Annotated in this window: 22 protein-coding genes; 13 read left to right on the forward strand and 9 right to left on the reverse strand. The window is 75.3% G+C overall.

From position 1 onward, the window contains the following. Window positions 1-50: 50 nt before the first annotated feature. Window positions 51-440 (forward strand): YciI family protein, encoded by a 390-nt coding sequence (locus RM844_RS18100; RefSeq protein ID WP_311668287.1) that lies wholly within the window; start codon window positions 51-53, stop codon window positions 438-440. Between the two features lie 173 nt (window positions 441-613). Here RM844_RS18100 and RM844_RS18105 read toward each other — a convergent pair whose 3' ends face one another. Continuing rightward, entirely contained in the window at window positions 614-1,726 is a 1,113-nt protein-coding gene (locus RM844_RS18105; RefSeq protein WP_311668288.1) for a citrate synthase 2, read from the reverse strand. Between the two features lie 259 nt (window positions 1,727-1,985). On the opposite strand from RM844_RS18105, the gene pdxH reads away from it, so the two are divergent. From pdxH to RM844_RS18120, 3 genes are all read left to right on the forward strand, one after another. Further along, window positions 1,986-2,612 carry a pyridoxamine 5'-phosphate oxidase gene (pdxH, locus tag RM844_RS18110; RefSeq protein ID WP_311668434.1) on the forward strand — a complete coding sequence of 209 codons (627 nt, stop codon included), beginning with the start codon at window positions 1,986-1,988 and terminating at the stop codon, window positions 2,610-2,612. A 507-nt stretch (window positions 2,613-3,119) separates the two neighbouring features. After that, window positions 3,120-4,592 (forward strand): PAS domain-containing protein, encoded by a 1,473-nt coding sequence (locus RM844_RS18115; protein WP_311668289.1) that lies wholly within the window; start codon window positions 3,120-3,122, stop codon window positions 4,590-4,592. A gap of 131 nt (window positions 4,593-4,723) precedes the next feature. Further along, window positions 4,724-4,987, forward strand: coding sequence for a hypothetical protein (locus RM844_RS18120; RefSeq protein ID WP_311668290.1), 264 nt, complete (start codon window positions 4,724-4,726; stop codon window positions 4,985-4,987). Window positions 4,988-5,032: 45 nt separating this feature from the next. Here the strand turns inward: RM844_RS18120 and RM844_RS18125 are convergent, their stop codons facing one another. Then, window positions 5,033-5,788 (reverse strand): SIS domain-containing protein, encoded by a 756-nt coding sequence (locus RM844_RS18125; RefSeq protein WP_311668291.1) that lies wholly within the window; start codon window positions 5,786-5,788, stop codon window positions 5,033-5,035. Between the two features lie 181 nt (window positions 5,789-5,969). Between RM844_RS18125 and RM844_RS18130 the strand changes: the two genes are divergently transcribed. The 3 genes from RM844_RS18130 (at window position 5,970) to RM844_RS18140 (ending at window position 8,654) form a co-directional block, all read left to right on the forward strand. Further along, a complete protein-coding gene (locus tag RM844_RS18130; protein WP_311668292.1) occupies window positions 5,970-6,662 on the forward strand; it encodes a metal-dependent transcriptional regulator in 693 nt (230 codons plus the stop codon). A 255-nt stretch (window positions 6,663-6,917) separates the two neighbouring features. After that, on the forward strand, window positions 6,918-7,763 hold the full coding sequence (locus RM844_RS18135) for an alpha/beta fold hydrolase (RefSeq protein ID WP_311668293.1): 846 nt from the start codon (window positions 6,918-6,920) through the stop codon (window positions 7,761-7,763). 63 nt (window positions 7,764-7,826) lie between these two features. Further along, complete coding sequence (locus RM844_RS18140) at window positions 7,827-8,654, forward strand: hypothetical protein (RefSeq protein WP_311668294.1); 828 nt, start codon at window positions 7,827-7,829, stop codon at window positions 8,652-8,654. Between the two features lie 148 nt (window positions 8,655-8,802). Here the strand turns inward: RM844_RS18140 and RM844_RS18145 are convergent, their stop codons facing one another. Both RM844_RS18145 and RM844_RS18150 read right to left on the reverse strand, forming a co-directional pair. Further along, the gene (locus tag RM844_RS18145; RefSeq protein ID WP_311668295.1) at window positions 8,803-10,410 is read right to left on the reverse strand and encodes a transporter; all 1,608 of its coding nucleotides are present in this window, start codon (window positions 10,408-10,410) and stop codon (window positions 8,803-8,805) included. Next, the gene (locus RM844_RS18150) at window positions 10,407-11,279 is read right to left on the reverse strand and encodes an ABC transporter ATP-binding protein (RefSeq protein WP_394814540.1); all 873 of its coding nucleotides are present in this window, start codon (window positions 11,277-11,279) and stop codon (window positions 10,407-10,409) included. The genes RM844_RS18145 and RM844_RS18150 overlap by 4 nt, the downstream gene beginning before the upstream one ends. A gap of 475 nt (window positions 11,280-11,754) precedes the next feature. Here RM844_RS18150 and RM844_RS18155 point away from each other — a divergent pair, with 475 nt between their 5' ends. From RM844_RS18155 to purU, 4 genes are all read left to right on the forward strand, one after another. Beyond that, entirely contained in the window at window positions 11,755-13,173 is a 1,419-nt protein-coding gene (locus RM844_RS18155) for a transcriptional regulator (RefSeq protein WP_311668297.1), read from the forward strand. A gap of 105 nt (window positions 13,174-13,278) precedes the next feature. Then, window positions 13,279-15,060 (forward strand): hypothetical protein, encoded by a 1,782-nt coding sequence (locus tag RM844_RS18160; RefSeq protein ID WP_311668298.1) that lies wholly within the window; start codon window positions 13,279-13,281, stop codon window positions 15,058-15,060. 74 nt (window positions 15,061-15,134) lie between these two features. After that, window positions 15,135-15,581, forward strand: a complete 447-nt coding sequence (locus tag RM844_RS18165) for an SCO4402 family protein (RefSeq protein ID WP_311668299.1) — start codon at window positions 15,135-15,137, stop codon at window positions 15,579-15,581. A 34-nt stretch (window positions 15,582-15,615) separates the two neighbouring features. Beyond that, complete coding sequence (gene purU / locus RM844_RS18170; RefSeq protein WP_311668300.1) at window positions 15,616-16,515, forward strand: formyltetrahydrofolate deformylase; 900 nt, start codon at window positions 15,616-15,618, stop codon at window positions 16,513-16,515. A 50-nt stretch (window positions 16,516-16,565) separates the two neighbouring features. Here purU and RM844_RS18175 read toward each other — a convergent pair whose 3' ends face one another. The 3 genes from RM844_RS18175 to RM844_RS18185 all read right to left on the reverse strand — a co-directional run bounded on the left by RM844_RS18175 (window position 16,566) and on the right by RM844_RS18185 (window position 19,198). After that, entirely contained in the window at window positions 16,566-17,093 is a 528-nt protein-coding gene (locus RM844_RS18175; protein WP_311668301.1) for an SgcJ/EcaC family oxidoreductase, read from the reverse strand. 177 nt (window positions 17,094-17,270) lie between these two features. Further along, window positions 17,271-18,467 (reverse strand): zf-HC2 domain-containing protein, encoded by a 1,197-nt coding sequence (locus RM844_RS18180; protein ID WP_311668302.1) that lies wholly within the window; start codon window positions 18,465-18,467, stop codon window positions 17,271-17,273. Window positions 18,468-18,625: 158 nt separating this feature from the next. Beyond that, window positions 18,626-19,198, reverse strand: a complete 573-nt coding sequence (locus RM844_RS18185) for a sigma factor (protein ID WP_311668303.1) — start codon at window positions 19,196-19,198, stop codon at window positions 18,626-18,628. A 279-nt stretch (window positions 19,199-19,477) separates the two neighbouring features. Here RM844_RS18185 and RM844_RS18190 point away from each other — a divergent pair, with 279 nt between their 5' ends. Both RM844_RS18190 and RM844_RS18195 read left to right on the forward strand, forming a co-directional pair. Continuing rightward, window positions 19,478-19,855: an STAS domain-containing protein gene (locus tag RM844_RS18190; RefSeq protein WP_311668304.1), complete on the forward strand. Its 378-nt coding sequence runs from the start codon at window positions 19,478-19,480 to the stop codon at window positions 19,853-19,855. A 227-nt stretch (window positions 19,856-20,082) separates the two neighbouring features. Beyond that, window positions 20,083-20,574 carry an ATP-binding protein gene (locus RM844_RS18195; protein ID WP_311668305.1) on the forward strand — a complete coding sequence of 164 codons (492 nt, stop codon included), beginning with the start codon at window positions 20,083-20,085 and terminating at the stop codon, window positions 20,572-20,574. A gap of 330 nt (window positions 20,575-20,904) precedes the next feature. Here the strand turns inward: RM844_RS18195 and RM844_RS18200 are convergent, their stop codons facing one another. Both RM844_RS18200 and RM844_RS18205 read right to left on the reverse strand, forming a co-directional pair. Continuing rightward, window positions 20,905-22,119, reverse strand: a complete 1,215-nt coding sequence (locus RM844_RS18200; protein ID WP_394814545.1) for a flavin-containing monooxygenase — start codon at window positions 22,117-22,119, stop codon at window positions 20,905-20,907. A gap of 109 nt (window positions 22,120-22,228) precedes the next feature. Further along, complete coding sequence (locus tag RM844_RS18205) at window positions 22,229-22,876, reverse strand: TetR family transcriptional regulator (protein ID WP_311668307.1); 648 nt, start codon at window positions 22,874-22,876, stop codon at window positions 22,229-22,231. Window positions 22,877-22,906 lie beyond the last annotated feature (30 nt).

Raw genomic sequence — 22,906 nt, forward strand, 5'->3', positions numbered from 1 at the left:
GACACGACCGCGCGAACCAACCACAGCCAACCGAACGAGGGAGCAGTTCGATGCAGTACATGGTGCAGATCGCCAGCAAGGCCTCCACCTGGGAAGCCGACATGGCGGGCTACAGCGAGGCGGACACCGAGGCGCTCTTCGCCTTCATGGCCGAGCTGAACGAGGAGCTGCAGCGGAACGGCGAGCTGGTGGACGCGCGCGGTCTCGGCGGCCCCGGCGCCGCCACCACGGTCCAGGCCACCGACGGCGGCGAGCCGCGGGTCAGCGAGGGGCTGGACGCCGGGCGGGAGGAGATCCTCGCCGGGTACTGGGTGATCGAGGTGTCGAGCCACGAGCGGGCCGTGGAGATCGCCCACCGCCTCTCCACCTGTCCCGGCGTCGGCGGCAAGCCGAGCAACGAGCCGGTCGAGCTGCACGCCCTCCCGGTCGAGCCGGCCTGACCCACCAGGGCCCGGGGGCCGACCAGCCCCCGGGCCGTTTCCGGTCTCTGACTCGTTCCGTATCCGGCCATCCGGTGCCCGGTGCGAGGCCGGGCCGATCCGCCCGCGGGCGGTCCGGCCGGCGGGCCGGCCCGCTCAGCCCGCACCGGGCCGGCCGGCCCGGTGCGGCCCGCTCAGCCGGGGGAGCCCGGGTGGCCGGGGTAGTCCGGCAGCCCGGCCGCCGGGCGGGCCGGCGGGCCGACATAGCGCGCCGAGGGGCGCACCAGCCGGCCCGTGCGCTTCTGCTCCAGGATGTGCGCCGACCAGCCGGCGGTCCTGGCACAGGTGAACATCGCGGTGAACATCGAGGCCGGCACCTCGGCGAAGTCCAGCACGATCGCCGCCCAGAACTCCACGTTGGTGGCCAGCACCCGATCCGGCCGGCGGTCCGCCAGCTCGGCCAGCGCCGCCCGCTCCAGCGCCTCGGCCACCTCGAACCGTGGCGCGCCCAACTCCCGCGCGGTGCGCCGCAGCACCCGCGCCCGCGGGTCCTCCGCCCGGTAGACCCGGTGCCCGAAGCCCATCAGCCGCTCGCCGGCGTCCAGCTTCCGCCGCACGTAGCCGGCCGCGTCCCCAGTCCGCTCGATCTCCTCGATCATGCCGAGCACCCGCGACGGCGCGCCGCCGTGCAGTGGCCCCGACATGGCGCCCACCGCGCCGGAGAGCGCCGCCGCCACGTCGGCACCGGTCGAGGCGATGACCCGGGCGGTGAACGTCGACGAGTTCATACCGTGCTCGGCCGCCGACGTCCAGTACGCGTCCAGCGCCGCCACATGGCGCGGGTCCGGCTCGCCCCGCCAGCGCCGCAGGAAGCGCTCGGTGATCGTCGCCGCCCGGTCGATCTCCCGCTGCGGCACCATCGGCAGCCCGGGGCCGCGGGCCGACTGGGCCACGAAGCTCAGCGCCATCACCGCGGCCCTGGCCAGGTCGTCCCTGGCCTGCTCGGCGTCGATGTCCAGCAGTGGGCGCAGCCCCCAGACCGGCGCCAGCAGCGCCAGCGCCGACTGCACGTCCACCCGCACGTCGCCCGAGTGCACCGGGATCGGGAACGGCTCGGCCGGCGGCAGCCCCGGCTCGAAGGAGCCGTCCACCAGCAGCCCCCAGACCTGCCCGAACGGGACGTGGCCCACCAGCTGCTCGATGTCCACGCCCCGGTAGCGCAGCGCGCCACCGTCCCGGTCCGGCTCGGCGATCTCGGTCTCGAACGCGACGACCCCTTCGAGGCCCGGTACGAAGTCGGCGGTCATCTGCGGCTCCTCGGCATCCGGGGGTGGTCTTCCTGGCGGCCACCTTAACCAGGCGTGTCGGGCCGGCACGGGGTCGGCGAACGAATTCCCGGCGCGCCCGCCACTGTCAGTCCCATGTTGCAAGATATGGGCCGTGTCCCACGCCGAGAACGCCGACCGATCCCGCCGGCCCCAGGTCCCCGGCGCGCCCGCCGCGCCCCCGCCGCCGCCCCAGCCGGCCCGGCCCCCCGGGGCCGGGGCGGGCGCCGACCTGGGGGCGATGCGGGTCACGTACCGCGACGCCGGGCTGAGTGAGGCGGCGGTCGCCGCCGAGCCGCTCGCCCAGTTCCGGCGCTGGTTCGACGAGGCGGCGGCCGGCGGGCTCGCCGAGCCGAACGCCATGGTGCTGGCCACGGCCGACGCCGCCGGCCGCCCCAGCCAGCGCACGGTCCTGCTGAAGAGCCTCGACGAGCGCGGCTTCGTCTTCTTCAGCAACTACGCCTCCCGCAAGGGCCGGGAGATCGAGGTCAACCCGCAGGTCTCGCTGCTCTTCCCGTGGCATCCGATCGGCCGCCAGGTGATCGTGTCCGGCCGGGTGCGCCGCACCGGCCGGGACGAGACGGCGGCCTACTTCCGCACCCGCCCGCACGGCTCGCAGCTGGGCGCCTGGGCCAGCGAGCAGTCGGCGCCGGTCGCCTCGCGGGAGGCGCTGGACGGGATGTACGCGGAGCTGGCGGCGCGCTACCCGGAGGAGGAGGACGTGCCGGCCCCGCCGAACTGGGGCGGGTACCGCGTCGCCCCGGAGGCGGTGGAGTTCTGGCAGGGCCGGAGCAACCGGCTGCACGACCGGCTGGCCTACGTCCGGGCGGAGGACGGCGGCTGGTCGGTGCGGCGGCTCTCCCCCTGAACGGCCCGCGGCCCGCGCGCCGGCGGCCCGGGGGTGGGCGCCGGCGCGCGGGCCGGGCTGGCCGGCGCGGGCCCGAGGCCCTGCGCGCGGGCACAGAAAAACGATCCGCGAGCCTTTGGTCCCCGAGGCCACGAGGGCCTCGGGGAGCCGGCCGGACTTACCGGCGGCTCGCGGATCGGGTGACTGCTTGGGATTGGCCGGCGGCGCCGGCTTCGCCACGTGTCGTGTGAACCAGCGACCTAGGCCGCAGTCACCTCACGCGTCCGGTTGTCATACATCTGCCGAACCACCTCCCTTCTCGTGTGCCTCAGACGGTAGGCGAACCCGGCGCCCGCTGCCAAGGGAATTAAGTCCCGACCCGGCCCCGCCCCCGCCGGCCGCGCGGTCGGCCGGCGCCCGGTGCGGCAACGAGATTCGTTGAAACCCTATGTGACGGACGTCACCGTGGAGTTGAATGGATCGGCGCACGCGACCGGTGCCCACTCTCCTGTGCTGGGGGTAAGACAGGTGACCACACATTTCGAGGCAGCTCACTCCAAGGCGGTCCCATCCGGAACGACCCACGACGACCAGGGCGAGGACGCCGACCATTCCGCCACCACCGGGCGGCCGGACGCCTCGGGGGAGAGCGCGTCCGCCCGCCAGGTCTCCGACCAGCGGCTGCTCTCCGCCCTGCTGGGCGGCATGGAGGCGGCCCTGTTCGCGCTCGACGGCAGTGGCCGGATCACCCACTGGAACCAGCGGGCGACGGCGCTGCTGGGCTGGACCGCCGGGCAGGCCGTCGGCCGGCCGGGGCTCGGCGGCTGGCTGGTCCGCGAGGCGGACGCGGCCGAGGTGACCGCCCGGCTGCTGGCCGTGCTGCGGGACGCGCCCGCCGCGGCCGGCGGCCCCGCCCGGCGGGTCAGCGAGATCCCGCTGCTGCGCGCGGACGGCAGCCGGGTGCTGATGCGCGCCACCGTCACGGCGGTGCGCGACCGGGAGGGCCGGCCGGTCGGCGCCTACTGCGCCTTCGGCGAGGCGCTCGCCCAGCTCGACCTGGAACGCCACCTCGCGCTCAGCGACGCGCTGCTGGCCGAGGCCCCGTTCGGGGTGCTGCTGGTCGACGCCGACCTGCGCACCGTCGCCGCCAACGGCCAGGCGGCTGACGCCCTCTCGGTGGCCAGCCTCGACCTGCTGGGGGAGCCGCTGGCGGAGTTCTTCGTCGCCGGCCTGGACGAGCTGGAGAGCGCCCTGGAGCACACGCTGGCCGGCCAGCCGCCGCAGGAGATGGTGGAGCTGTGGCTGACCAGGGGCGACGACGGGTTCCCCGAGCCGGCCCCGTTCGACACCCGGCCCGTCGAGCCGCGCCGCTGCCTGCGCAGCGGCTTCCTCCGGCTGGGGTCCCCGGTGGTCGGCGACCCGGCCCCGCTCGGGGTGGCCTGGGTCTTCCAGGACATCACGCACGCCAAGCGCGCCGGGCAGGACGCCGCCCGTCAGCGGTTCCGGGACAGCCAGCTCAGCCGCGCCTCCCGGGCGGCGGCCGACTGCGCCGACCCGCTGGACGCGGCGCTGCTGCACCTGCACTACGCGCTGCCCGGGTTCGCCGAGCACGTGCTGCTGGACGTCACCGCCGAGGCCGGCGGCCTGGTCCGGCTCGCGGAGAGTCCCGGTGGGCTGCTCGCCCCCGCGGTGGCCAGCGGCGTCGCCGTCCGCTACCGGGCGGGCCACCCGGCGCTCCAGGCGGTCGACTGCGGGGTCCCGGTCCGGGCCACCGGCGGCGTCGCCCGGTCCGCCTGGGCCAGGGACCACCGTTGGCCGATCGCCGCCGAGCACGCGCTCTGCGTCCCGGTGCGCAGCCGCGGCCGGGCGCTGGGGGCGCTGACCTTCCTGCGTGGCGGCGGCCGGCGGGCCTTCGACCGGCTGGACGCCGGCTACGGCGAGGAGGTGGCGCTGCGGGTCGGCGCGGTCCTCGACCTGGCCCGGTTGCTGGCCGGGCGCTGACCGCCGGTCGTGGGCCGGGTTCTCGCCCGGACATCGCCCGGACATCGACCCGACACTCCCCACCCACCGCCGCGCCGGCCGGGTAGGTCAGGCGTAGGGCTCGCCGAGCGGGGAGCAGGGAGGGGCGCGCTATGGAGGCGCTGGTAGTGGTGGTGGTCGTGCTGGCCCTGGTGGGGTTGGTCAGCAGTGCTGGTGGCGGTGGCGCCCGGGACGGGCGGGCCCGTTGGGAGCGGCGGATCGACAACAGGTCCCGGCGCCACCTGGACAGGCGCCAACGGCGACAGAACGAGCGGATCCTCCGGGAGATCCGCCGCAACCGCTCGTACGGCGGTCGCGGCGGCGCGGGCGGCGACGGGGGCGGCGGTGGCGGGTGCGGAGGTGACGGCGGCGACTGAGTCGCCCGCCCCGTCGCCGCCTGCCCGGCCAGGGCCGGCCGAGGCTCAGCGCCGCCAGAGGATCTGCTCGCTGTGCTCCCGGTAGACCCGCTCGTTCCAGGCGCCCCCGCCGTCCACGTTGGCCGAGCGCAGCAGCGGCGGCTCGATGCCGCGCTCGGCCAGCCGGCCGGCCGCCTCGGCGAAGACCGCCTGGAGCAGCGCGCAGGTGACCACCGTGGAGGCGGGCGCGAACGGTGCCCCGATGCCGTCGCGGGTCAGGGTGGCGTCGCCGATCGGGATGGCGCTGTCCAGCACGACGTCGCAGTGGTCCTTGAGGAAGGTGCCCGACGGGTGCCGGGACGCGGTGCCGGTGGCGTACCCGACGGAGGTGACGCCGAGCACCGTCAGCCCGCGTTCCCGCGCGTGCTGGGCCAGCTCGATGGGCAGCGTGTTCCGGCCGGAGAGCGAGATCACGATGAGCAGGTCGCCGGGGGCGGCCGGGCTGCTGTCCAGGGTGGCCGGGGCCAGCCCGCTGACCCGCTCCAGCGCGCTGCCCAGGGTGGCGGGGGAGACGTCGACCCCGACGGTGCCGGGGATGGCCAGCAGGTTGACCAGCGCCATACCGCCTGCCCGGTAGACTAGATCCTGGGCGGGCAACGCGGAGTGCCCGGCGCCGCTGGCGAACACCTTGCCGCCGTTGCTCACCGTGTCGGCGATCAGTGTGGCGGCCTCGGTGATGTGCCCCGCCTCCTGGTCTCTGACCTGGCGCAGCAGCTCGATCGCGGCATCGAAGAACTGGTGGGCGAGGGTTTCTTCGCGCATCTGCGGGCGTCCCTTGCTGCTGGCCGGTGGCGGGGATCGGGGTCTTCAGGGCACACCGTAATGGTCCAGACCAGTTCGGTGTCAATATGCGCGCGCCCGGTTACCCGCGACGGGGTCCGTTGTCAGCGCAGTGCGTCAGAATTGCCATAGGGCCACCGCACGAGAGATCGAGGGGCACTTCATGTCCGGACTGATCGACACCACCGAGATGTACCTCCGCACCATCCTGGAGCTGGAGGAGGAGGGGGTGGTCCCGATGCGTGCCCGCATCGCCGAGCGGCTTGAGCAGAGCGGGCCCACGGTGAGCCAGACGGTGGCCAGGATGGAGCGGGACGGCCTGCTCACCGTCGCCGGCGACCGGCATCTGGAGCTGACCACGGAGGGCCGCCGGCTGGCCGAGCGGGTGATGCGCAAGCACCGCCTCGCCGAGTGCCTGCTGGTCGACGTGATCGGCCTGGAGTGGGAGCAGGTGCACGCCGAGGCGTGCCGCTGGGAACACGTGATGAGCGACGCCGTGGAGCGCCGCGTGCTGGAGCTGTTGAACCACCCGACGGAGTCCCCCTACGGCAACCCGATCCCGGGCCTGGAGGAGTTGGGGCAGCCGGGCGCCGTCGACCCGTTCCTCGCCGAGGGCGTGGTCGCGCTCTCCGAGCTGGACGTCGACGGCGGCAAGACCGTGATCGTCCGGCGGATCGGCGAGCCGGTGCAGACGGACGCCCAGGTCATGCACACGCTGCGGCGGGCCGGCGTGCAGCCGGGCGCCTCGGTGAGTGTGACGGCGGCCGGGGCCGGCGCGGTCCAGGTGGGCAGCGGCGGCGAGTCGGCCGAGCTGGACCAGCAGGTGGCGATGCACGTCTTCGTCGCCAAGGCCTGATCGGCGGCGGCGCGCGGCGGGTCACCAGCGGCGGCCCGGGCCGGCGGCACGGAGACGTGGCGGCCGGCCCGGGCCGCCGCTGTGCTGTGCCGGTGCGGTCCAGGTGGTGGACGGGCCGGGACGGCCTCCGTCAACTCCGGTGACGCGTTCCCTCGATGGGGTGAAGTGGGGGCCGCGAACCCCGCTGTTCGAATATGTGTTCGGTATTCTGGGGTGCGACGGTGTGGCTGGGTCGAGGAAGGGAGGGCCGGTCCGATGGGGCGCGTGATCGAGGTGGCCGGCTATGGCGAACTGCCGCTGGTGGCCAGGGAGTTCGGGCGGGGCTCGGCCAGCCGTCCGGGGGCCCTGCTGCTGCACGGGCTGATGGGGCATGGGGAGCACTGGGCGGAGACGGGGCGCTGGCTGGCGCCCCGCTTCCGGACGGTCGCGCTGGACCAGCGGGGGCACGGCCGCAGCGGGAAGCCGCCGGCCGGCCCGTTCGATCCGGCCGCCTTCGCCGCGGACGCCGAGGCCGTGGTCGAACGGCTCGGGCTGGGCCCGGTGTTGCTCGTCGGGCACGGCCTGGGGGCGCTCACCGCCTGGCGGTTGGCGGCCCGGCGGCCGGATCTGGTGCGGGCGCTGGTGATCTGCGAGATGCGCGCCTCCGCGATCGGCGCCGAGGCGCAGCGCCGCTGGCGGCGCTGGCTCGGCTCCTGGCCGCTGCCGTTCGCCTCGATCGACGAGGTGCGCGCCTGGTTCGGCGAGCACGACCCGACGCTGCGCCGGCCCGATCCGGCGCGGGGCCGGTTCTTCGCCGAGGTGATGGCCCGGCGGGCCGGCGGCTGGCGGCCGGTCTTCAGTCGGGAGCAGATCCTGGCGGTCCGGGAGGGCTTCGCCTTCGACGCGCACTGGGAGGAGTTGGCCGAGGTCTCGTGCCCGACGCTGGTGGTGCGCGGGGTGGACGGCGAGTTGGGGCGCGCGGAGGCGCAGGAGATGGTCCGGGTGCTGCCCAGGGGGAGTTACGCGGACATCCCGGGAGCCGGGCATTTGCCGCATATGGAGCGGGCGACCGCATGGCGGGCGACTCTCCGGCATTTCGTCGAGGGCGCGTTGATACCGTGAGCCGTGGTACCACCAGCTTGGTGCCTCTAGACCACTCAGAACACATCTCTCCTCGGGGGCACGATGAGTCTCATAACCCGCCGCACCCGCGTGGCCACCGCCGCCGTGGCCGCGGCCGCCATGGTCGCGCTGGCCGGCTGTTCCAGCGATGACAGCAACAACGACGACAACGCCTCGACGGAGACCGAGTCCCAGGACAAGGGCACCGACGAGGAGGAGCCCGCGGAGGAGACCGACGGCGGCGACGCCTTCGCCGGCGCCTCCGCGGACGACATCGCGGACCAGGCCTTCGACGCCCTGATGGGCGCGGACGCGCTGCGTATGGTGGGCGACATCGACCAGGCCGGCGAGCAGATGGGGATCGACCTCCACCTCAGCCGCGACGGTGACTGCGCCGGGTCCATCTCGATGAGCTCGCAGGGTTCCTTCGAGATCATCAAGCTGGGCAACGAGGCGTGGCTGCGCCCCGACACCACCTTCTGGTCCACCGCCGCCGGCGTGACCGACCAGTCGATCCTGAGCCAGCTCGACGGCTTCTTCCTCTACGGCCCGGCCGACGAGCCCCCGATGAACTCCTCGGCGGAGTCCTGCAACCTGGAGTCCTTCCTCTCCCAGATGGGCACCGGCGGCAACGCGGTCGGCCTGACCATGGGCGAGGCCACCGAGATCGACGGCACCCCGGCGGTCACCCTGCACGAGGGCGACGAGGCCACCATCGTGGTCGCCACCGAGGGCGACCCGTTCCCGCTGCGCATCGAGAACAACGACCCGGCCACCGGTGCCGGCACCATCGACTTCAGCTCGTTCAACGAGCCGGTCCCGGCCGAGCAGCCGGCGGCGACCGAGGTCATCACCATCGAGGACCTCCAGTCCGGCGCGTTCCTCGGCTGATCGCGGGGGCGGGCCGGCGGCCCGCCCCCGAGCGGCCCGCCTCGCACCCCGGGGCGTCGGGCTCGTTCGACACATACGACGGGCGCCAGCGTGATCCGCTGGCGCCCGTCGCCGTTTCCGCGCCCCCGCCGGGCCGCCCCGGCCGGGTTCAGCCCTTGCTCACCGCGGCCAGGATCTCCGGCAGCCGGTTCGCCACCCGCCGGGCGGCCACCCAGAGCCCCGCCCAGCACAGGGCGAAGCCCCAGACCACGCCCACCGGCACCAGCAGCCAGCCCGACGAGCCGTCCCGCAGCGCGAACGCCAGCAGCAGCACCGGCAGCGTGAGCACCCCGCCGACCAGCATCCCGGCCAGGATGCCGCCCCAGGCGAGCCCGCTCTGCCCCGGCGCGACGTTCTTCATCGCGCCCTCCTGCGGGATGGAGTACGGGAACCAGGCGGTGGCCAGCGCGCCGGCCGCCATCAGCGAGCCGAACAGCGCCGCGCACACCCCGAGTCCGGTCGGCAGCGCCGCCCAGTCGTCGAAGAGCGCCGCCGTGCCCACCACCACGACCAGCAACAGCGGCGTGCCCAGCAGGCAGATCACCAGGGTCCTGGCCCGCAGCTCGACGAAGGCGTCCCTGGGCGAGCTGATGGTCTGCGTCACCAGCCAGAAGCCGCTGTAGTCGCCGCCGAACTGGTTGTACATCAGCAGCCCCAGCAGGCCGGCCGCCCAACAGGACAGGTAGACGCTGCCCTCGCCCTGCACCCCGAAGATCACCGGCAGCAGCAGGCCCATGCCCAGCGAGGTGGCCCAGGACATCTTCGCCTTGGGGTCCCGCCAGGCGTAGCGCAGCACCCGCAGCATCACCGTGCCGGTGCGGCCGGTCGGCAGCCAGCCGGCCAGCCCCCGCTCCCGCCCGGCGCGCACGCCACCGGCCTCGCCGGGCGGCTGCAACGTGGACTGGTCAGGCGTGGTCAGCAGGGCCGTCAACACCCGCTGCCACCAGGCGAGGAGCAGTAGCCAGCCGGCGGCCGTACCGGCGAGCGCCAGCACCGCCAGCCCGATCGAGCCCTCGTCGGCCAGCCCCACCGCCTGGACCGCGGTGCCCGGCGGGAACCAGCGCAGCACGTCCGCCATCGTGCCCACCGGGGCCAGGCTGCCGTCCTCGTCGGCCAGTTGGCTCAGCCCCAGGTTCAGCCCCTGGAGGCCGAAGGCCACCACGAGACCGCTCAGCACCGCCAGGTCGCGCCCCCGGCGGCTGGTCAGCAGCCGGGCGTTGGCGGTGGCCACGGCGCGGCTGAGGGTGACGCAGAAGAGCAGTGTCAGCGGCACGGCCAGCACGGCGACCAGCGCGGCGGCCGTGCCGTTCACCGCCACCACCGCCGCGCCCACCAGCAACAGCAGGGTGAACAGCGGGCCGCCGCCGACCAGTCCGCTGGCCAGCTGGGCGACCAGCAGCGGGCGGGGCCGCAGCGGCAGCATCGCCAGCCGGCCCGGGTCCAGCGTCTCGTCCACGCCGATGAACAGCGGCAGGAACAGCCAGCCCACCGCGATCATCACGGTCAGCACCACACCGGCGTCCGGGCCGTAGGCGCTCTGCCGCAGCGCCACCATGGCCAGCAGGCCCAGGGCGCCGACCAGCACCGCGAGCACCAGCGAGCCGACGAAGGCGGCGGACTTCCCGGAGGACTGCCGCATGCCGTTGCGCAGCAGCGACAGCTTCAGCCGGACGAAGACCCCGGTGATGCTGCCGGCGCCCAGGGCGGGCGCGCTCACCGGGCGCCCCCCAGCCAGTCCAGCTGGGTGCCCTCCGGGTTGCCCTGGACTCCCACCAGGTCGAGGAAGGCGTGGTGCAGCGACTCGGCGTCGCCGCGGACCTCCGCGGTCGGTCCGTGCGCCCGGATCCGGCCGCCGGCCAGCACGGCCACCCAGTCGCAGAGCGACTCCACCAGCTCCATCACGTGGCTGGAGAAGACGACGGTGGCGCCCGACTGGGTGTAGCGCTCCAGCACCCCCCTGATGACCTGCGCGGACACCGGGTCGACGCCCTCGAACGGCTCGTCGAGGAAGAGCACCTCGGGGTTGTGGAGCAGGGCGGCGGCCAGCCCGATCTTCTTCCGCATCCCCGTCGAGTAGTCCACCACCAGCTTGTGCTGGGACCCGGACAGGTCGAGCACGTCCAGGAGCTGGTCGGTGCGGCGGGTCAGCTCCGCCGGGTCGAGGCCGCGCATCCGGCCCAGGTAGGTGAGGAGTTCGTGGCCGGAGAGCCGCTCGAAGAGGCGCAGTCCCTCGGGCAGCACCCCGATCCGGGACTTGATGTCCACCGGGTCCCGCCAGACGTCCCGGCCGACCACCTCTACCTGGCCGGCGTCGGGCCGGAGCAGGCCGGTGATCATCGACAGGGTGGTGGTCTTGCCGGCCCCGTTGGGGCCGACCAGGCCCACGAAGTGGCCGGCCGGCAGGTCGAGGTCGATGCCCGAGACCGCCGACTGCTCGCCGAAGCTCTTCCACAGTCCGCGCACCCGGACCGCGGGCGGGCGGTCCCCCTCGGGGGCGGCGGGCGCCGGGGACGGGACGGATGGCTGAGAAGCGGTCCCGACTCTCCCTGGTGTGGGCGGTATGTCCTTTTCCCCGTTATCGGTCATGCGGCACACCATATAAACACCCCCGCCCCGGCTGGTCCCGCCGCCCGGCGTCCGCCCGTTGCGCGGCGGGCGACAGGGGCGCCCGGGGGCGCCCGGCGGGTGTGTGCGTGGCGTCAGACCGGCGCGCAGGGCCGGTTGAGGGAGTGCGCGCATGGGCGGCGCGCCCTGGTGCGTCGGCCGCCGCGCGCCCCCGCGCTCCCGGCGCGCCGCCCCCCGCCGCGCAACGGGCGGCGGGCCGCCCTCCGTTGATCCCCCCAGGTGGCACCGGCCGGCCCGGGATCGGCCCGCCGCCCCGGGCGTGGCGCGTCCCGCCGCGCGCCCCCGCCGTCGCCCGGCCGGACGCCGCCCGTGCGCCGGGTCCCACGGCCGGGGCGCATGGGTGCATCGACCGGGGCATACGGGATGGAGCCGACATCGACCGGGCATGGTTCTGCCCGGGATCGACCCGCGAGCCGATCGGCCAAGGGAGTCAAGGATGTCCGCCAGACCACTGATCGCCCGACAGCCCAACGAGCGACTGCTCGCGCTGATCCGCGAGGCCAACTGCTCCAACGCCGGGTTGGCCCGTCGGGTCAACATGTGCGCCGCCGAGCGCTCCCTGGACTTCCGCTACGACAAGACCTCGGTGGCCCGCTGGATACGCGGCCAGCAGCCGCGTGGCCGGGCGCCCGAGCTGATCGCCGAGGCGCTCGGCCGCAAGCTGGGCCGCCCGGTCACCGTGGACGAGATCGGGATGGGCACCACCCGGCAGCTCACCTCGTCCGTCGGGCTGCACTTCGCCGCCGGCCTCCCCGAGTCCCTGGAGCAGGCCGCCGAGCTGTGGCGCTCCGACGTGCAGCGGACCGAGGGGGAGCGCGGCACCCACCCGTACGCGCCGGGCGGGGCGCAGGTGGCGCCGGCGGCGCTGGTCGAGCCCAGCCGGGACTGGCTGATCACCCCGCCCGACCCCGAGGTCGCCAGGACCGGCGGCCCCCGGGTGGGCGAGGCCGACGTGGCGGCGCTGACCGACACCACCGCCGCGCTGGTCGACCTCGACCGCCGCTGGGGCTCGGGCCAGGTGCGGCCGCTGGTGGTGCACTACCTCAACGGCGTGGTGGCCGGGCTGCTGGCCGGCTCCTACCGGGAGGCCACCGGCCGCCAGCTCTTCGCCGCCGCCGCCCGACTGACCGAGCTGGCCGGCTACATGGCGGTGGACAGCGGGCTGCCCGGGCTCGCCCAGCGCTACTACATCCAGGCCCTGCGGCTGGCCCAGGCGTCCGGCGACCGGGGCTTCGGCGGCTATGTGCTGGCGGCGGGAATGAGCCATCTGGCCGCCGAGTTGGGCAACCCGCGCGAGGTGATCCAGCTGGCCAGGGCGGCGCAGGAGGGCACCAGGGGGCAGGTGCCGGCGCGTGCCGGGGCGCTGTTCCTCGCCGCGGAGGCGCGCGGCCACGCCCAGCTGGGCGACCGGGAGAGCTGCCGCCGGGCCGCCGCCGAGGCGCTGGCCGCGCAGGAACGTGCCGGCGCGGCCGGCGGTGACGCCGACGAGCCGGTGTGGGTCCGGCACTTCGACACCGCCTACCTCGCGGACGAGCTGGCGCACTGCCACCGTGACCTGGGCCAGGGCCGGGCCGCGCAGCGGCGGGCCGCCGAGGCGGTGGCCGGGCACCCGGCCAAGCGCGCGCGGCGGCGCGCGATCGGCATGCTGATCATGGCCACCGGCCACCTTCAGGAGGGTGATCTCGAACACGCCTGCCACACCGCGGGCGAGGCCGGTGAGCTGCTCTCCGGGCTCCGCTCGGGCCGTGGCGCCGAGTACTTCGCGGACTTCAGGGGGCGATTGGAACCGCACCGCGACCACCGTCTGGTCCGGGAGTTCGACAGCCGTTGGGCGTTGGCGCCGACTCCGGTCTGATCGCTCGGACTTGACGACCGCCGGGTGGCACAGCAGTCTGCGGTGAGCCGGTACCGTGGCCCGGCGAGACGGCCTAGGTGCGTGCAGCGAACGAGGAGCCCCCCGGTGACGAGCCACAACGGACGGGATGACGAGCCGCGCGAGGGTGTGGTGCTTCCGGCGGGAACCGGCCCGGTGCCCGGCGAGCCGCGCCCCGACGTGACCCCGGCCCCGCCGCCGCCCGGCCAGCCGTGGAGCCAGCACTGGGGGCCGGGGCAGACGACGCCCGGCGGGCCCGGGCAGCCGCCGCCCACCCAGGTGGTGCCGCAGGTGCCGCCGGCGCCCCCCGGGGCGCCGCCGGCCCCGCCGGCCCAGCCGCCGGGGTGGCCCCCGGCCGGGCCCGACCAGCACGCGATGCCGACCCAGGTGACGCCCGTGGTCTCCGCCGGCCCGCCGGCGCCGCCCGCCGGCGGCCAGGGGCGGCCGCCGGCGACCGAGACCACCACGCAGCTCCGCGCGGTCGGCCCGGGCGGGCGCGGTGCGCCCGGCGCGCCGGCCGGCCCGCGCCCGCTGCCCGGCCAGGAGCCGCGGCACGCCCAGCCGAGCCAACCGGCCCAGCCAGCCCAGCCGGCGCTCCCGGAGGGCCGGCAGCGGCCGGCGCTGCCGGGCCCGCCGGGCCAGGGCGCCCAGCCGACGCCGCCCGGCGGCGCCGCCGACGAGGGTGCCACCGAGCTGATCCCGCTGGTCACCGACCGGTTCCCGGCGCAGGACGCGGCGACCGAGCTGCTCCGGGCCGTCCCGGCGGCCGGCGCCCCCGACGAGGGCGCCACCGAGCTGATCCCGCCGGTGACCGACGGGCCGCCCGGCGAGGCGGCCACCCAGCTGCTGCCGCCGGTGCCGCCGGCCGGCCCCAACCCCGACGAGACGACCAGGCTGCGGGCCGTGCCGCCGCGGCAGCCGGGCCGGCACCGGTCGGCCGCGCCGACCCCGCCGGCCGCCGGCGGCGCGGCCGGTGGCCCGGACGCCACCCAGGCGCTGCCCCGGCTGGACGGCGGCGGGGGGCCGGCCCAGGCCGGCGGCCCCGGCGGCCCCGACGTGTCGTTCAACCAGCTCTTCCGCTCCGCCGCCGACCGGGAGCCGGCGCGGCAGCCCGGCCCGTCCGCCGGCTGGCAGGGCGGCGGCCCCGGCGGTGGTGGCGGCGGCTGGCAGGACGGGCCAGGGCCGGAGCGAAGAAGGAGCCCGGCGCTGCTGGTCGGCGCGGTGATCGCCGGCTGCGCCGTGCTCGGCCTGCTGGCCGGCTACCTGCTGAGCGGCGACGGCGGCGGTTCGTCCGACGACCCGGTCCAGCCGGAGGCGCAGGGCGAGGAGACCGGGGGCGCGGGCGAGAGCGACGGCGCGGCCGGGGAGCCGGAGCAGGAGCCGGACGCCGGCGAGGACCCGGAGGCCGCGGCCAGGGCGCAGGCGGAGGCGCTGTCCACGCTGCTCGCCGACAGCAACGACAGCCGGGACGCGGTGATCAGGTCGGTCGGCAACATCCGGGAGTGCGAGCAGCTGGACCAGGCCGCCATCGACCTGCGGGCCGCGGCCGACCAGCGCACCGGCCTGGTGGACCGGCTCAACGAGCTGACCCTGGACCAGCTGCCCGACAGCGACCAGCTGATCCAGGCGCTGACCGAGGCGTGGCAGGCGTCGGCCGAGGCCGACGACCACTACGCGGCCTGGGCCGACGAGGCCCGCGGCAACCGGGGCGAGGTCTGCCGCGGTGGTCAGGCCCAGCACACCGGGAGCGCGAACGCGGGCGACGCCGCCAGCGGACGCGCGACCGCGGCCAAGGAGCGGGCCGCCGAGCTGTGGAACCCGCTGGCCGGCCGCTTCGGCCTCCCGGAGAGGGCCGCCACCCAGCTGTGAACGACGAACCCGTAGCATCGGTCGGCGTGCAAGGTACGGATAGGTCTTCCCGTCGGCCGGGCGGTTCCACCACCATGGCGGGTATGCCGCTCAACGACATGCCATGGTGGCGCTGGCGGGCCAACGTCCGCTCGGCGCTGCACATGCTCTCCGATCCCGTCTTCCACCAGAACTGCTGGCTCGCCGGGGTGCCCGGCTACGGCGACGTGACCGACGCGGTCTACCGGCTGGTCGAGGACACCTGGCTGGACAACTGGTCGGCCGAGAAGTACGTCGGCGCGGTCTTCCGGGACAGCGAGGAGGCGGTGCTGGTGGACGCCGCGGTGCTGCGGGTGCTGCGGATCATGCACCAGGTCGGGGCGGACGCCCCGGTCGCCGACTACCTGGGCCACCCGGCGTGGCCGGAGGCGGTGCAGGCGGCCCGCGCGGCGCACGTGCGGCTGGCCGGCGCCGACGGGGAGGACCCGGACGTGCCGCCACGCACCCTGGACGAGTTGACCGACGCCGCCCGCATCGTCTGACGGCGCCGGTCGGCGTGTGCCAGGCTTGTCCACCATGACCACCACTTCTCCCGACCGGGACCCGGCACGGGGCGACGCCGGCGGGCGCCAGCAGTTCGTGCTGACCCTGTCCTGCCCGGACAAGCCGGGGATCGTCCACGCGGTGTCCAGCTACCTCTTCATGACCGGCTGCAACATCGAGGACAGCCAGCAGTTCGGCGACCGCGACACCGGGCTGTTCTTCATGCGGGTGCACTTCTCCGGTCAGGCGCCGGTGACCCTGGAGAAGCTGCGGGCCAGTTTCACCGCCGTGGGCGACACCTTCCAGATGGACTGGCGGCTGCACCGCGCGGACGAGAAGACGCGGGTGCTGCTGATGGTCAGCAAGTTCGGCCACTGCCTGAACGACCTGCTGTTCCGCACCCGGATCGGCGCGCTGCCGATCGAGATCGCCGGGGTGGTCTCCAACCACCCGACCTTCGCCGAGCTGGTCGGCTCCTACGGGGTGCCGTTCCACCACATCCCGGTCACCGCGGACGGCAAGGCGGAGGCCGAGGCGGCGCTGCTGGACATCGTGGACCGGGAGCGGGTCGAGCTGGTCGTGCTCGCCCGCTACATGCAGGTGATCTCGGACGACCTGTGCAAGCGGCTGGCCGGCCAGCTGATCAACATCCACCACTCCTTCCTGCCGAGCTTCAAGGGCGCGAAGCCGTACCACCAGGCGCACGCCAGGGGCGTGAAGCTGATCGGTGCCACCGCGCACTACGTGACGGCCGAGCTGGACGAGGGCCCGATCATCGAGCAGGAGGTGGAGCGGGTCGGCCACGAGCTGACCCCGAGCCAGCTGGTCGCGGTCGGCCGGGACGTCGAGTGCCGGGCGCTGGCCCGCGCGGTGCAGTGGCACAGCGAGCACCGGGTGCTGCTCAACGGCCACCGCACCGTGGTCTTCGACTAGCGGGCGTCCGAGGCCGGGCGCCCGCCCCCGTGGGGGCGCCCGGCGGCCGGTCAGCCCTCCGGCATCGCCGACGAGTGGTGGTTGACGATCCGCCACGCGTCGGAGTGCCGGTCCCGCTCGTAGACGAAGGTGTAGCGGGCGGCCACCTCGGAGACCTCGCCGGTCTCCGGGTCGGTCAGGGTGAAGGTGTAGGCGCCGGAGTCGACGGCCGCGTCCCGGCCCAGCAGTTCGACGTAGGACGCGTCGATCTCCCCGACCGGCCGCTGCCGCAGGAAGTGCTCGAAGTAGTCGACGATGCCCGCTCGGTCGGAGCGTATGACGTTCGAGAGGGTGGGCTCCAGGACGGCGTCGGGGGCGTACAGGTCGGCGACGGTCTCCGGGTCACCGGTGGCGAGGGCGGCGTTCCAGTCGTCGAAGAGGTCCCTGATCTCCGCCTCCCCGGTCCGGTGGGACGCGGCGGCGGCCGGTGCCTCGGCCCCGCTGGCGGGGCCGCCGGAGGCCGCACCGGTCAGCAACGTGCCGGCGGCGATCACGGTGAGGGCGAGATAGGCCTTGTGGGCGCGCAGATCGATCTTCATGCGACCACTTTTGCTCGTGTCCGGTCAAGAACGGTGCAAGCCCGCGGCAACGGACGGCAAAGGCCAACCCGACGCCCGCGCCGACGAGTTGACCGTGCGTCGGTCGTCAGTCGTCGGTCGTGAGCCGCCAGTGGTCAGCCGCCCGTGCTCAGCCGTCGGCCGGTCATGGCCCGGCGGTCAGAGTCGGGAGAGCGCGGCGGCCGCGGCGAGTACGTCGTGGATGATCGCCGGGTCGCCCTCGGTGCCCGAGGCGGCCTCATCGGGCGCGATCCGGCCCGCGGCCAGCTGGCAGAAGACCACGTCGTCCAGCGCGACATGGGCCACCGCGGCCCGCGCCGCGGTCCGGCTGACGCCGGCCACCGGCGAGTCCAGCGGGATGAACCAGTCCCCGCCGCCGGCGCCCTCCACCTCCAGGTGCAGGGTGCGGCCCGGCGAGCCGGCGGTGGTCAGCCGGGGGCTGGACCGGGCCAGGCCGGCTCTTCGCCGGCCGGCGATGCTGCCCGGCAGCCGCCGCGCCGCCAGGTCGACCAGCAGTCGCAGATGGGGCCGCAACGGCGGGTCGTACGGATACTCCACCGCCTCCGCGATGTCCCCGGCGTGCACCCAGCAGGCGAACGCCCGGTCCAGGTACAGGTCGGAGAGCGAGAGGGCGTCCCCGACCGCGGGCAGCCCGCTCGGCTCGTGCCCGGAGCCGGCCACCCGGCGCTCGCCCATCCGGCCGCCGGTCCGGGCGGCGGCCCAGACCAGCGCCCTGGTCTGCGCGCGCCACGGCTCCCAGCCGGCCCTCGGATCGGCCGGCGGCGACCCGGCGTCCCGCGCCCACACGGCGTGGGCGCGGACCACCGGATCGTCCGCGTCGGCCAGCCCCGGCAGCTCGGCCAGCGGGTCGGGCAGGCCCATGGTCCGCGCCAACAGGCCGTCCGAGGCCAGCAGATGGGCCAGCACGCCGGGCACCGTGGTGGGGTGTTCCCGCTCGGTCTCCTCGTCGTACCAGCGCAGCCGCACCTCGGTGCGCCACTCCTCGTCGGCCATGTCGTGCAGCAGTGCGTCCAGCCGCGCCGCCTCCGCGTCCAGCGGCGCGGCCCAGGACGGCACCGGCAGCCGGGCCGGCCGCCTGGCCAGACAGCCGTCGAGCACCTCGGCCCGCAGCTCCGGGTCCAGGTCCAGGCTGCGCCGCGGCTCCAGCAGCATCGCCGCGTCCCGCAGCCGGAGCGCCTCGGCGGCGCAGCCGGCGCACGCGTCCAGGTGCTCCTCGACCAGCCGCGCCTCGCCGGTCGAGCAGGCGGCCAGCGCCCAGGCGCCGAGCAGCGCCGTCACCCGCTGGTGCGCGTCCGGCCCACCGGGCTGGCCGGACTCCCGGGAACCGTCCCCCACCTGGGCCTCCCCCCGACGCGGTACCGGCACCCGGGCCGCGTCCGCCAGATCGCACGCGCGGTCCCGCCCGCCCTCCCCTGGACCACCGGCCGAGGCCGGGCCCGCCGCGTCGGACGCGCCGGCGCGGCCCGGGCCTGGTCCGCCGGGGCGCGGGGTGTTCACCGGGACCCCAGCTCCCTGGGCGGCGCCGGCCGCCCGCCGGTCGGGTCCGCGCTCTCGGCGCCGTACTGGGCGGCCGACGAGAGCAGCTGGAGGCCGAGCCGCAGCCGGCGCCTGGCCTCGTCCTCGTTGATGCCGAGCCGCTCGGCCATCTGCCGGTAGTCCTGCCGCTGGAAGCGGGTCAGCTCCAGCGCCTCCCGCAGCGGCGCCGGCATCGCCGTCACGATGTAGTCCGCCCGGGCCGCGGTGGCCGCCGCGGCCACCTGCTCGCGCACCGCGGGGCCGGCGGCCCGCTCCCGGAGCCTGGCCACCGCCAGCTGGTGCGCCTGCCCGGCGATCCAGGCCCGCATCGTGCCCTGCCGGGGGTCGAACCGCTCCGGGGACTCCCAGATGGCGCCGAACACCTCGCGGGTGACCGCGCCGGTGGCGGCCTCGTCGTCCAGCACCCGCTGGGCGATGCCGTAGGCGAGGGAGGCGAACCGGTCGTACAGCTCGGCCAGTGCCGCGGCCTCCCCGCGCCGCAGCCGCTCCCGCATGTTCCGGTCCCAGTGTCGCGGCGTCTCGTGCGCCATCCGACCCCCATTCCCGTCCGCCCGCCGACAACCTCCGGCTGCTCGGTCACGTCAAATGTAGTGTGCGGTGCGCTTCCGGCGCGCCCCCACGCGTTGACCTTGGTACCCGTTGATCGGAGAGTCCAACGAATCCGCCGTGGGTGTCCGGCGTACGGTGGCCGGATGACGGGTGCGAGTCCACCCGGAGCCGGATTGTGACGCGTGCCGATCGGGAAAGTGGGCAGGTCGCGTAGAAGGAGATGGAATGCGGGGCGGTCGGCGATCAGGGAAGGACGCGGGATGACGGCGCTCAGGGTGCTGGCGGAGCAGCGGGGCGACTGGACCGTGCTGCGGGTCGTCGGCGAGCTGGACCTGGCGACCTCGCCGTCGGTGCGCCAGCGGGTGCACGACGCCGTGGCCGACGGGCGCCGGCGACTGGTGCTCGACCTCTCCGAGGTGCTGTTCTGCGACTCCAGCGGGGTGGGCGTGTTGGTCGGCGCGCGCCGCCTGATGCGCTCGTGCGCCGGCGAGTTGCGGCTGATCCTGCCGGCCAGGGGCGCGGAGGACGGCTCGCACGTGAACCGCGTGCTGGCCGCGTTGGGCGTGCGCCGGCTCTTCGACTGCCACCCCGACCTGGCGTCCGCCGTCGGCGGGACGGGCGCGCAGCTCTCCGCCTGACGCCCCGCCGGCCGGTCGGCCACTCCGAACTCACGCCTGTGAGCCTTGCCTTACTCCTGTTCGAGCGAACGTTTCACGTCTCGCACAACGGCCGGCTCGCTTACTCCTTTGCGCCGGATTATTCCGGAAGCGCTTGTTGTCCGACTCGCCCGTCAATCATGCTGTCCTGAGCTGGGGTTGTGCCTCGGTGTGAGGCGTTTTGTCCGGCGGTTCGGATGGTGTGAACGGTGCAGGAGCTGGAAAGACAGCTGGAGGTGGCCCCCGAGCCCGCGGAGGTGGCCCGGGCCCGCAGGTGGATGCGGGCGCAGGTGGGGCAGGGCCTGCCCTGCCCGGCCTGCCCCGACGCGGCGCCGGGCGACACCCTGGTGCTGCTGGTCTCCGAGTTGGTGACGAACGCCGTCGTGCACACCGGCCGCCCGGCGGTGTTGCGGGTGGCCGTGCGGCCCCCCGAGCCGGCGCGGGCCGAGCGCGGCTGCGCCGGGCGGCCGGTGCGGCTGGAGGTGGTGGACGGCAGCGGCCTGGCTCCGCTGCCCCGGCAGGCGGGGCGCTGCGACACGGACGGCCGGGGGCTTGAGTTGGTCGAGGTGCTGGCCGACCGGTGGGGCTGGCAGCCGGAGGGCGAGGGCAAGCGCGTCTGGTGCGAGGTGGACTGTTCCCCCCCAGGTCAGCCGCCGGACGCGGTACCCGCGGCGAACCGCAGGATTCCGGCCAGCTATTGACGTCGCGTATTGGCTCGATGACTCTGTGAAGGGTTCCCGTCCAACCGTGGAGGCCGGTTCGGACGGGACGGGGTGGTGCGTTGCGAGGGGACGTCGAGGCCGGCCGCTGGCGGCCGGTGCCCTCGGCGAGTGCGGATCACCCGGCGGGCCCCCTCCTCGTCGCCGGGGAGGGGACGCCCGGCTCGGCCGCCCGAAAGCGGCGGCGCCGTGCGGAGGTTGACGCCCGGCTCGGCCACTCGGAAACGCCGGCCTGGCGCGGCCCGCGGTCCCGGCGGGCTCCGGACTCCGCCGGGCGCGGCTGATCGCCCACGAGCACCCGCCGGCCGGCGTTCAGCGGCGGGCCGACCTGGCGCGGTCGGTGAGGTGGTGGGCGATGGCGGCGGCGATCCTCGGCGCCTCCCGGCCGAGTTCCCGCAACGCGCCGCTGATCGGGTTGGCGTAGCCGGTGAAGTGCAGCCCTGGCGCGGCCGGATGGGTCTCCCGGCCGTGCACCAGCGGCCGGCCGGTGCCGTCCAGCAGCCCCAGGTGCCCGACCAGCGGCTCCAGGCCGCGCCGGTAGCCGGTGGCGGCGATCACCACGTCCGGGGCCAGCTCGGAGTCGTCCGTCAGGCGCACCAGCGGCCCGTCGAAGGCGGCGACCGCGGCCACCGGCCGGACCCGGCCGCGTTTGACCGCCCGCACCAGGCCCCGGTCGAGCACCGGGATGGCGCCCTGCCGCACCCGGGTGTAGAGGCCGGCCTCGGGGCGCGGCAGCCCGTGCGCCGACAGGTCGGGCAGCAGCCGGGCCACCGGCCGTGCGGCCCGGTCCACCAGGCCGACCGGCAGCCGCCGGCAGAGGATCGCGCTGGCCTGCGACGGCCAGCCGAGGGTGGCGCGGCGCAGGATGTGCGGCGGGGTGCGGACCGAGAGCCAGACCTGCTCGGCGCCGGACTCGGCCAGTTCGGCGGCGATCTCGGCGCCGGTGTTGCCGGCGCCCACCACCAGCACCTTCCGGTCGCGGTAGGGCGTGGGCTCGCGGTAGCCGCGGGCGTGCAGCAGCTCGCCGGTGAAGTCGGCCGAGCCGGGCCAGTCCGGCATCCGGGGCGTGTGGTTGTAGCCGGTGGCCACCACCACGGCGGAGGCGCGCAGCTGGCGGCCGCCGGACGCGGCGAGTGTCCAGCCGCCCTCGTCCGCGGCGCGTTCGATCCGGAACACCTCGACGCCGGCGGCCAGATCAAGCCGATGATGCCGGGCGTACCCCTCCAGGTAGCTGACGAAGTCGGCCCTGGCCACCCAGCGGCCGGCCGACCTGGGTATCGGCAGCCCCGGCAGCCCGGACCAGCGGCGGGTGGTGTGCAGCCGCAGCCGTTCGTAGTGGCCGCGCCAACTGGCGCCCACGTCGGGAGACTTCTCCACCACCACGGCGCGCACGCCGCGTTGGGCGAGGGCGGCCGCGGTGGCGAGCCCTCCGGGGCCGGCCCCGATCACGTGTACGGGGGTATGGCGTCCGGGTGCGCGGGCGGGTTCGGCATGGGCAGGAGCATACGCAGCCGGCCCGTCGCCCAGCAGGGGGCTGGTGCGGCCGGCCGCCCGCCGGTGCGACGCGCCGGCGCGTGACCGGCGGTTCGGGACGCGCCGTCCCGGAGACAGGGGCCGGGCGGCGCCGCCCGTTCCCCTACTTCGCCGGCTTGCGGCCGGTGACGCCCAGGTGCACCAACAGGGAGAGCGCCGGCTTCAGTTCGGACTGCTTGGCGCCCAACGCCTGGAGGCTCTTGGGCTGTGCGGAGACGGCCGCCAGCATGGTCACCAGCGAACCGGCCAACGCGGCCGGGGCGGCCGGCGGGGTGGCCCGGCCGCGCCCCAGCTGGGACTCGATGGACTCGGTCAACGGCTTGACCACGGCGCCCTGCACCCGGGTTCTGATCCGGACGAATCGCCGGTCGCCCTCGGCGGCGGCGAGGTCGATGACCCGGAGAATAGCGTCGTGTTTGCGCCAGAAGGCGAGCAGGCCGTCAACGAGCTTGTCGGCGGTCTCCTTGCCCGCCCTGCCGGTCCAGGAGCGGCCGGCCACCAACTCCGAGAGGGCGGCGCTGTCCCGGACCGTGCCCTCCGCGATCTCCAGCACGGCGGCTTCGACATCTGGGAAGTACTGGTAGAAAGTGGCCGGTGAAGTGCCCGCTTTGCGTGCTACGTCGATCACCTTGACGTCTCGGTAGGGGGAGCTGCCGAGCATTTTCGCGAGGCAGTCGAGGAGCTTCTGCCGCGTCGCCTGACCGCGACGGCCAGCTACCCGGCCGTCCACGGTCGTTACCTTTCCTGTCATGCCAGTCAGCTTATCGACGCGCGATCTCGG

This window comes from Streptomyces chisholmiae (assembly GCF_031845445.1).
GTDB classification, from domain to species: Bacteria; Actinomycetota; Actinomycetes; order Streptomycetales; family Streptomycetaceae; genus Streptomyces; species Streptomyces chisholmiae.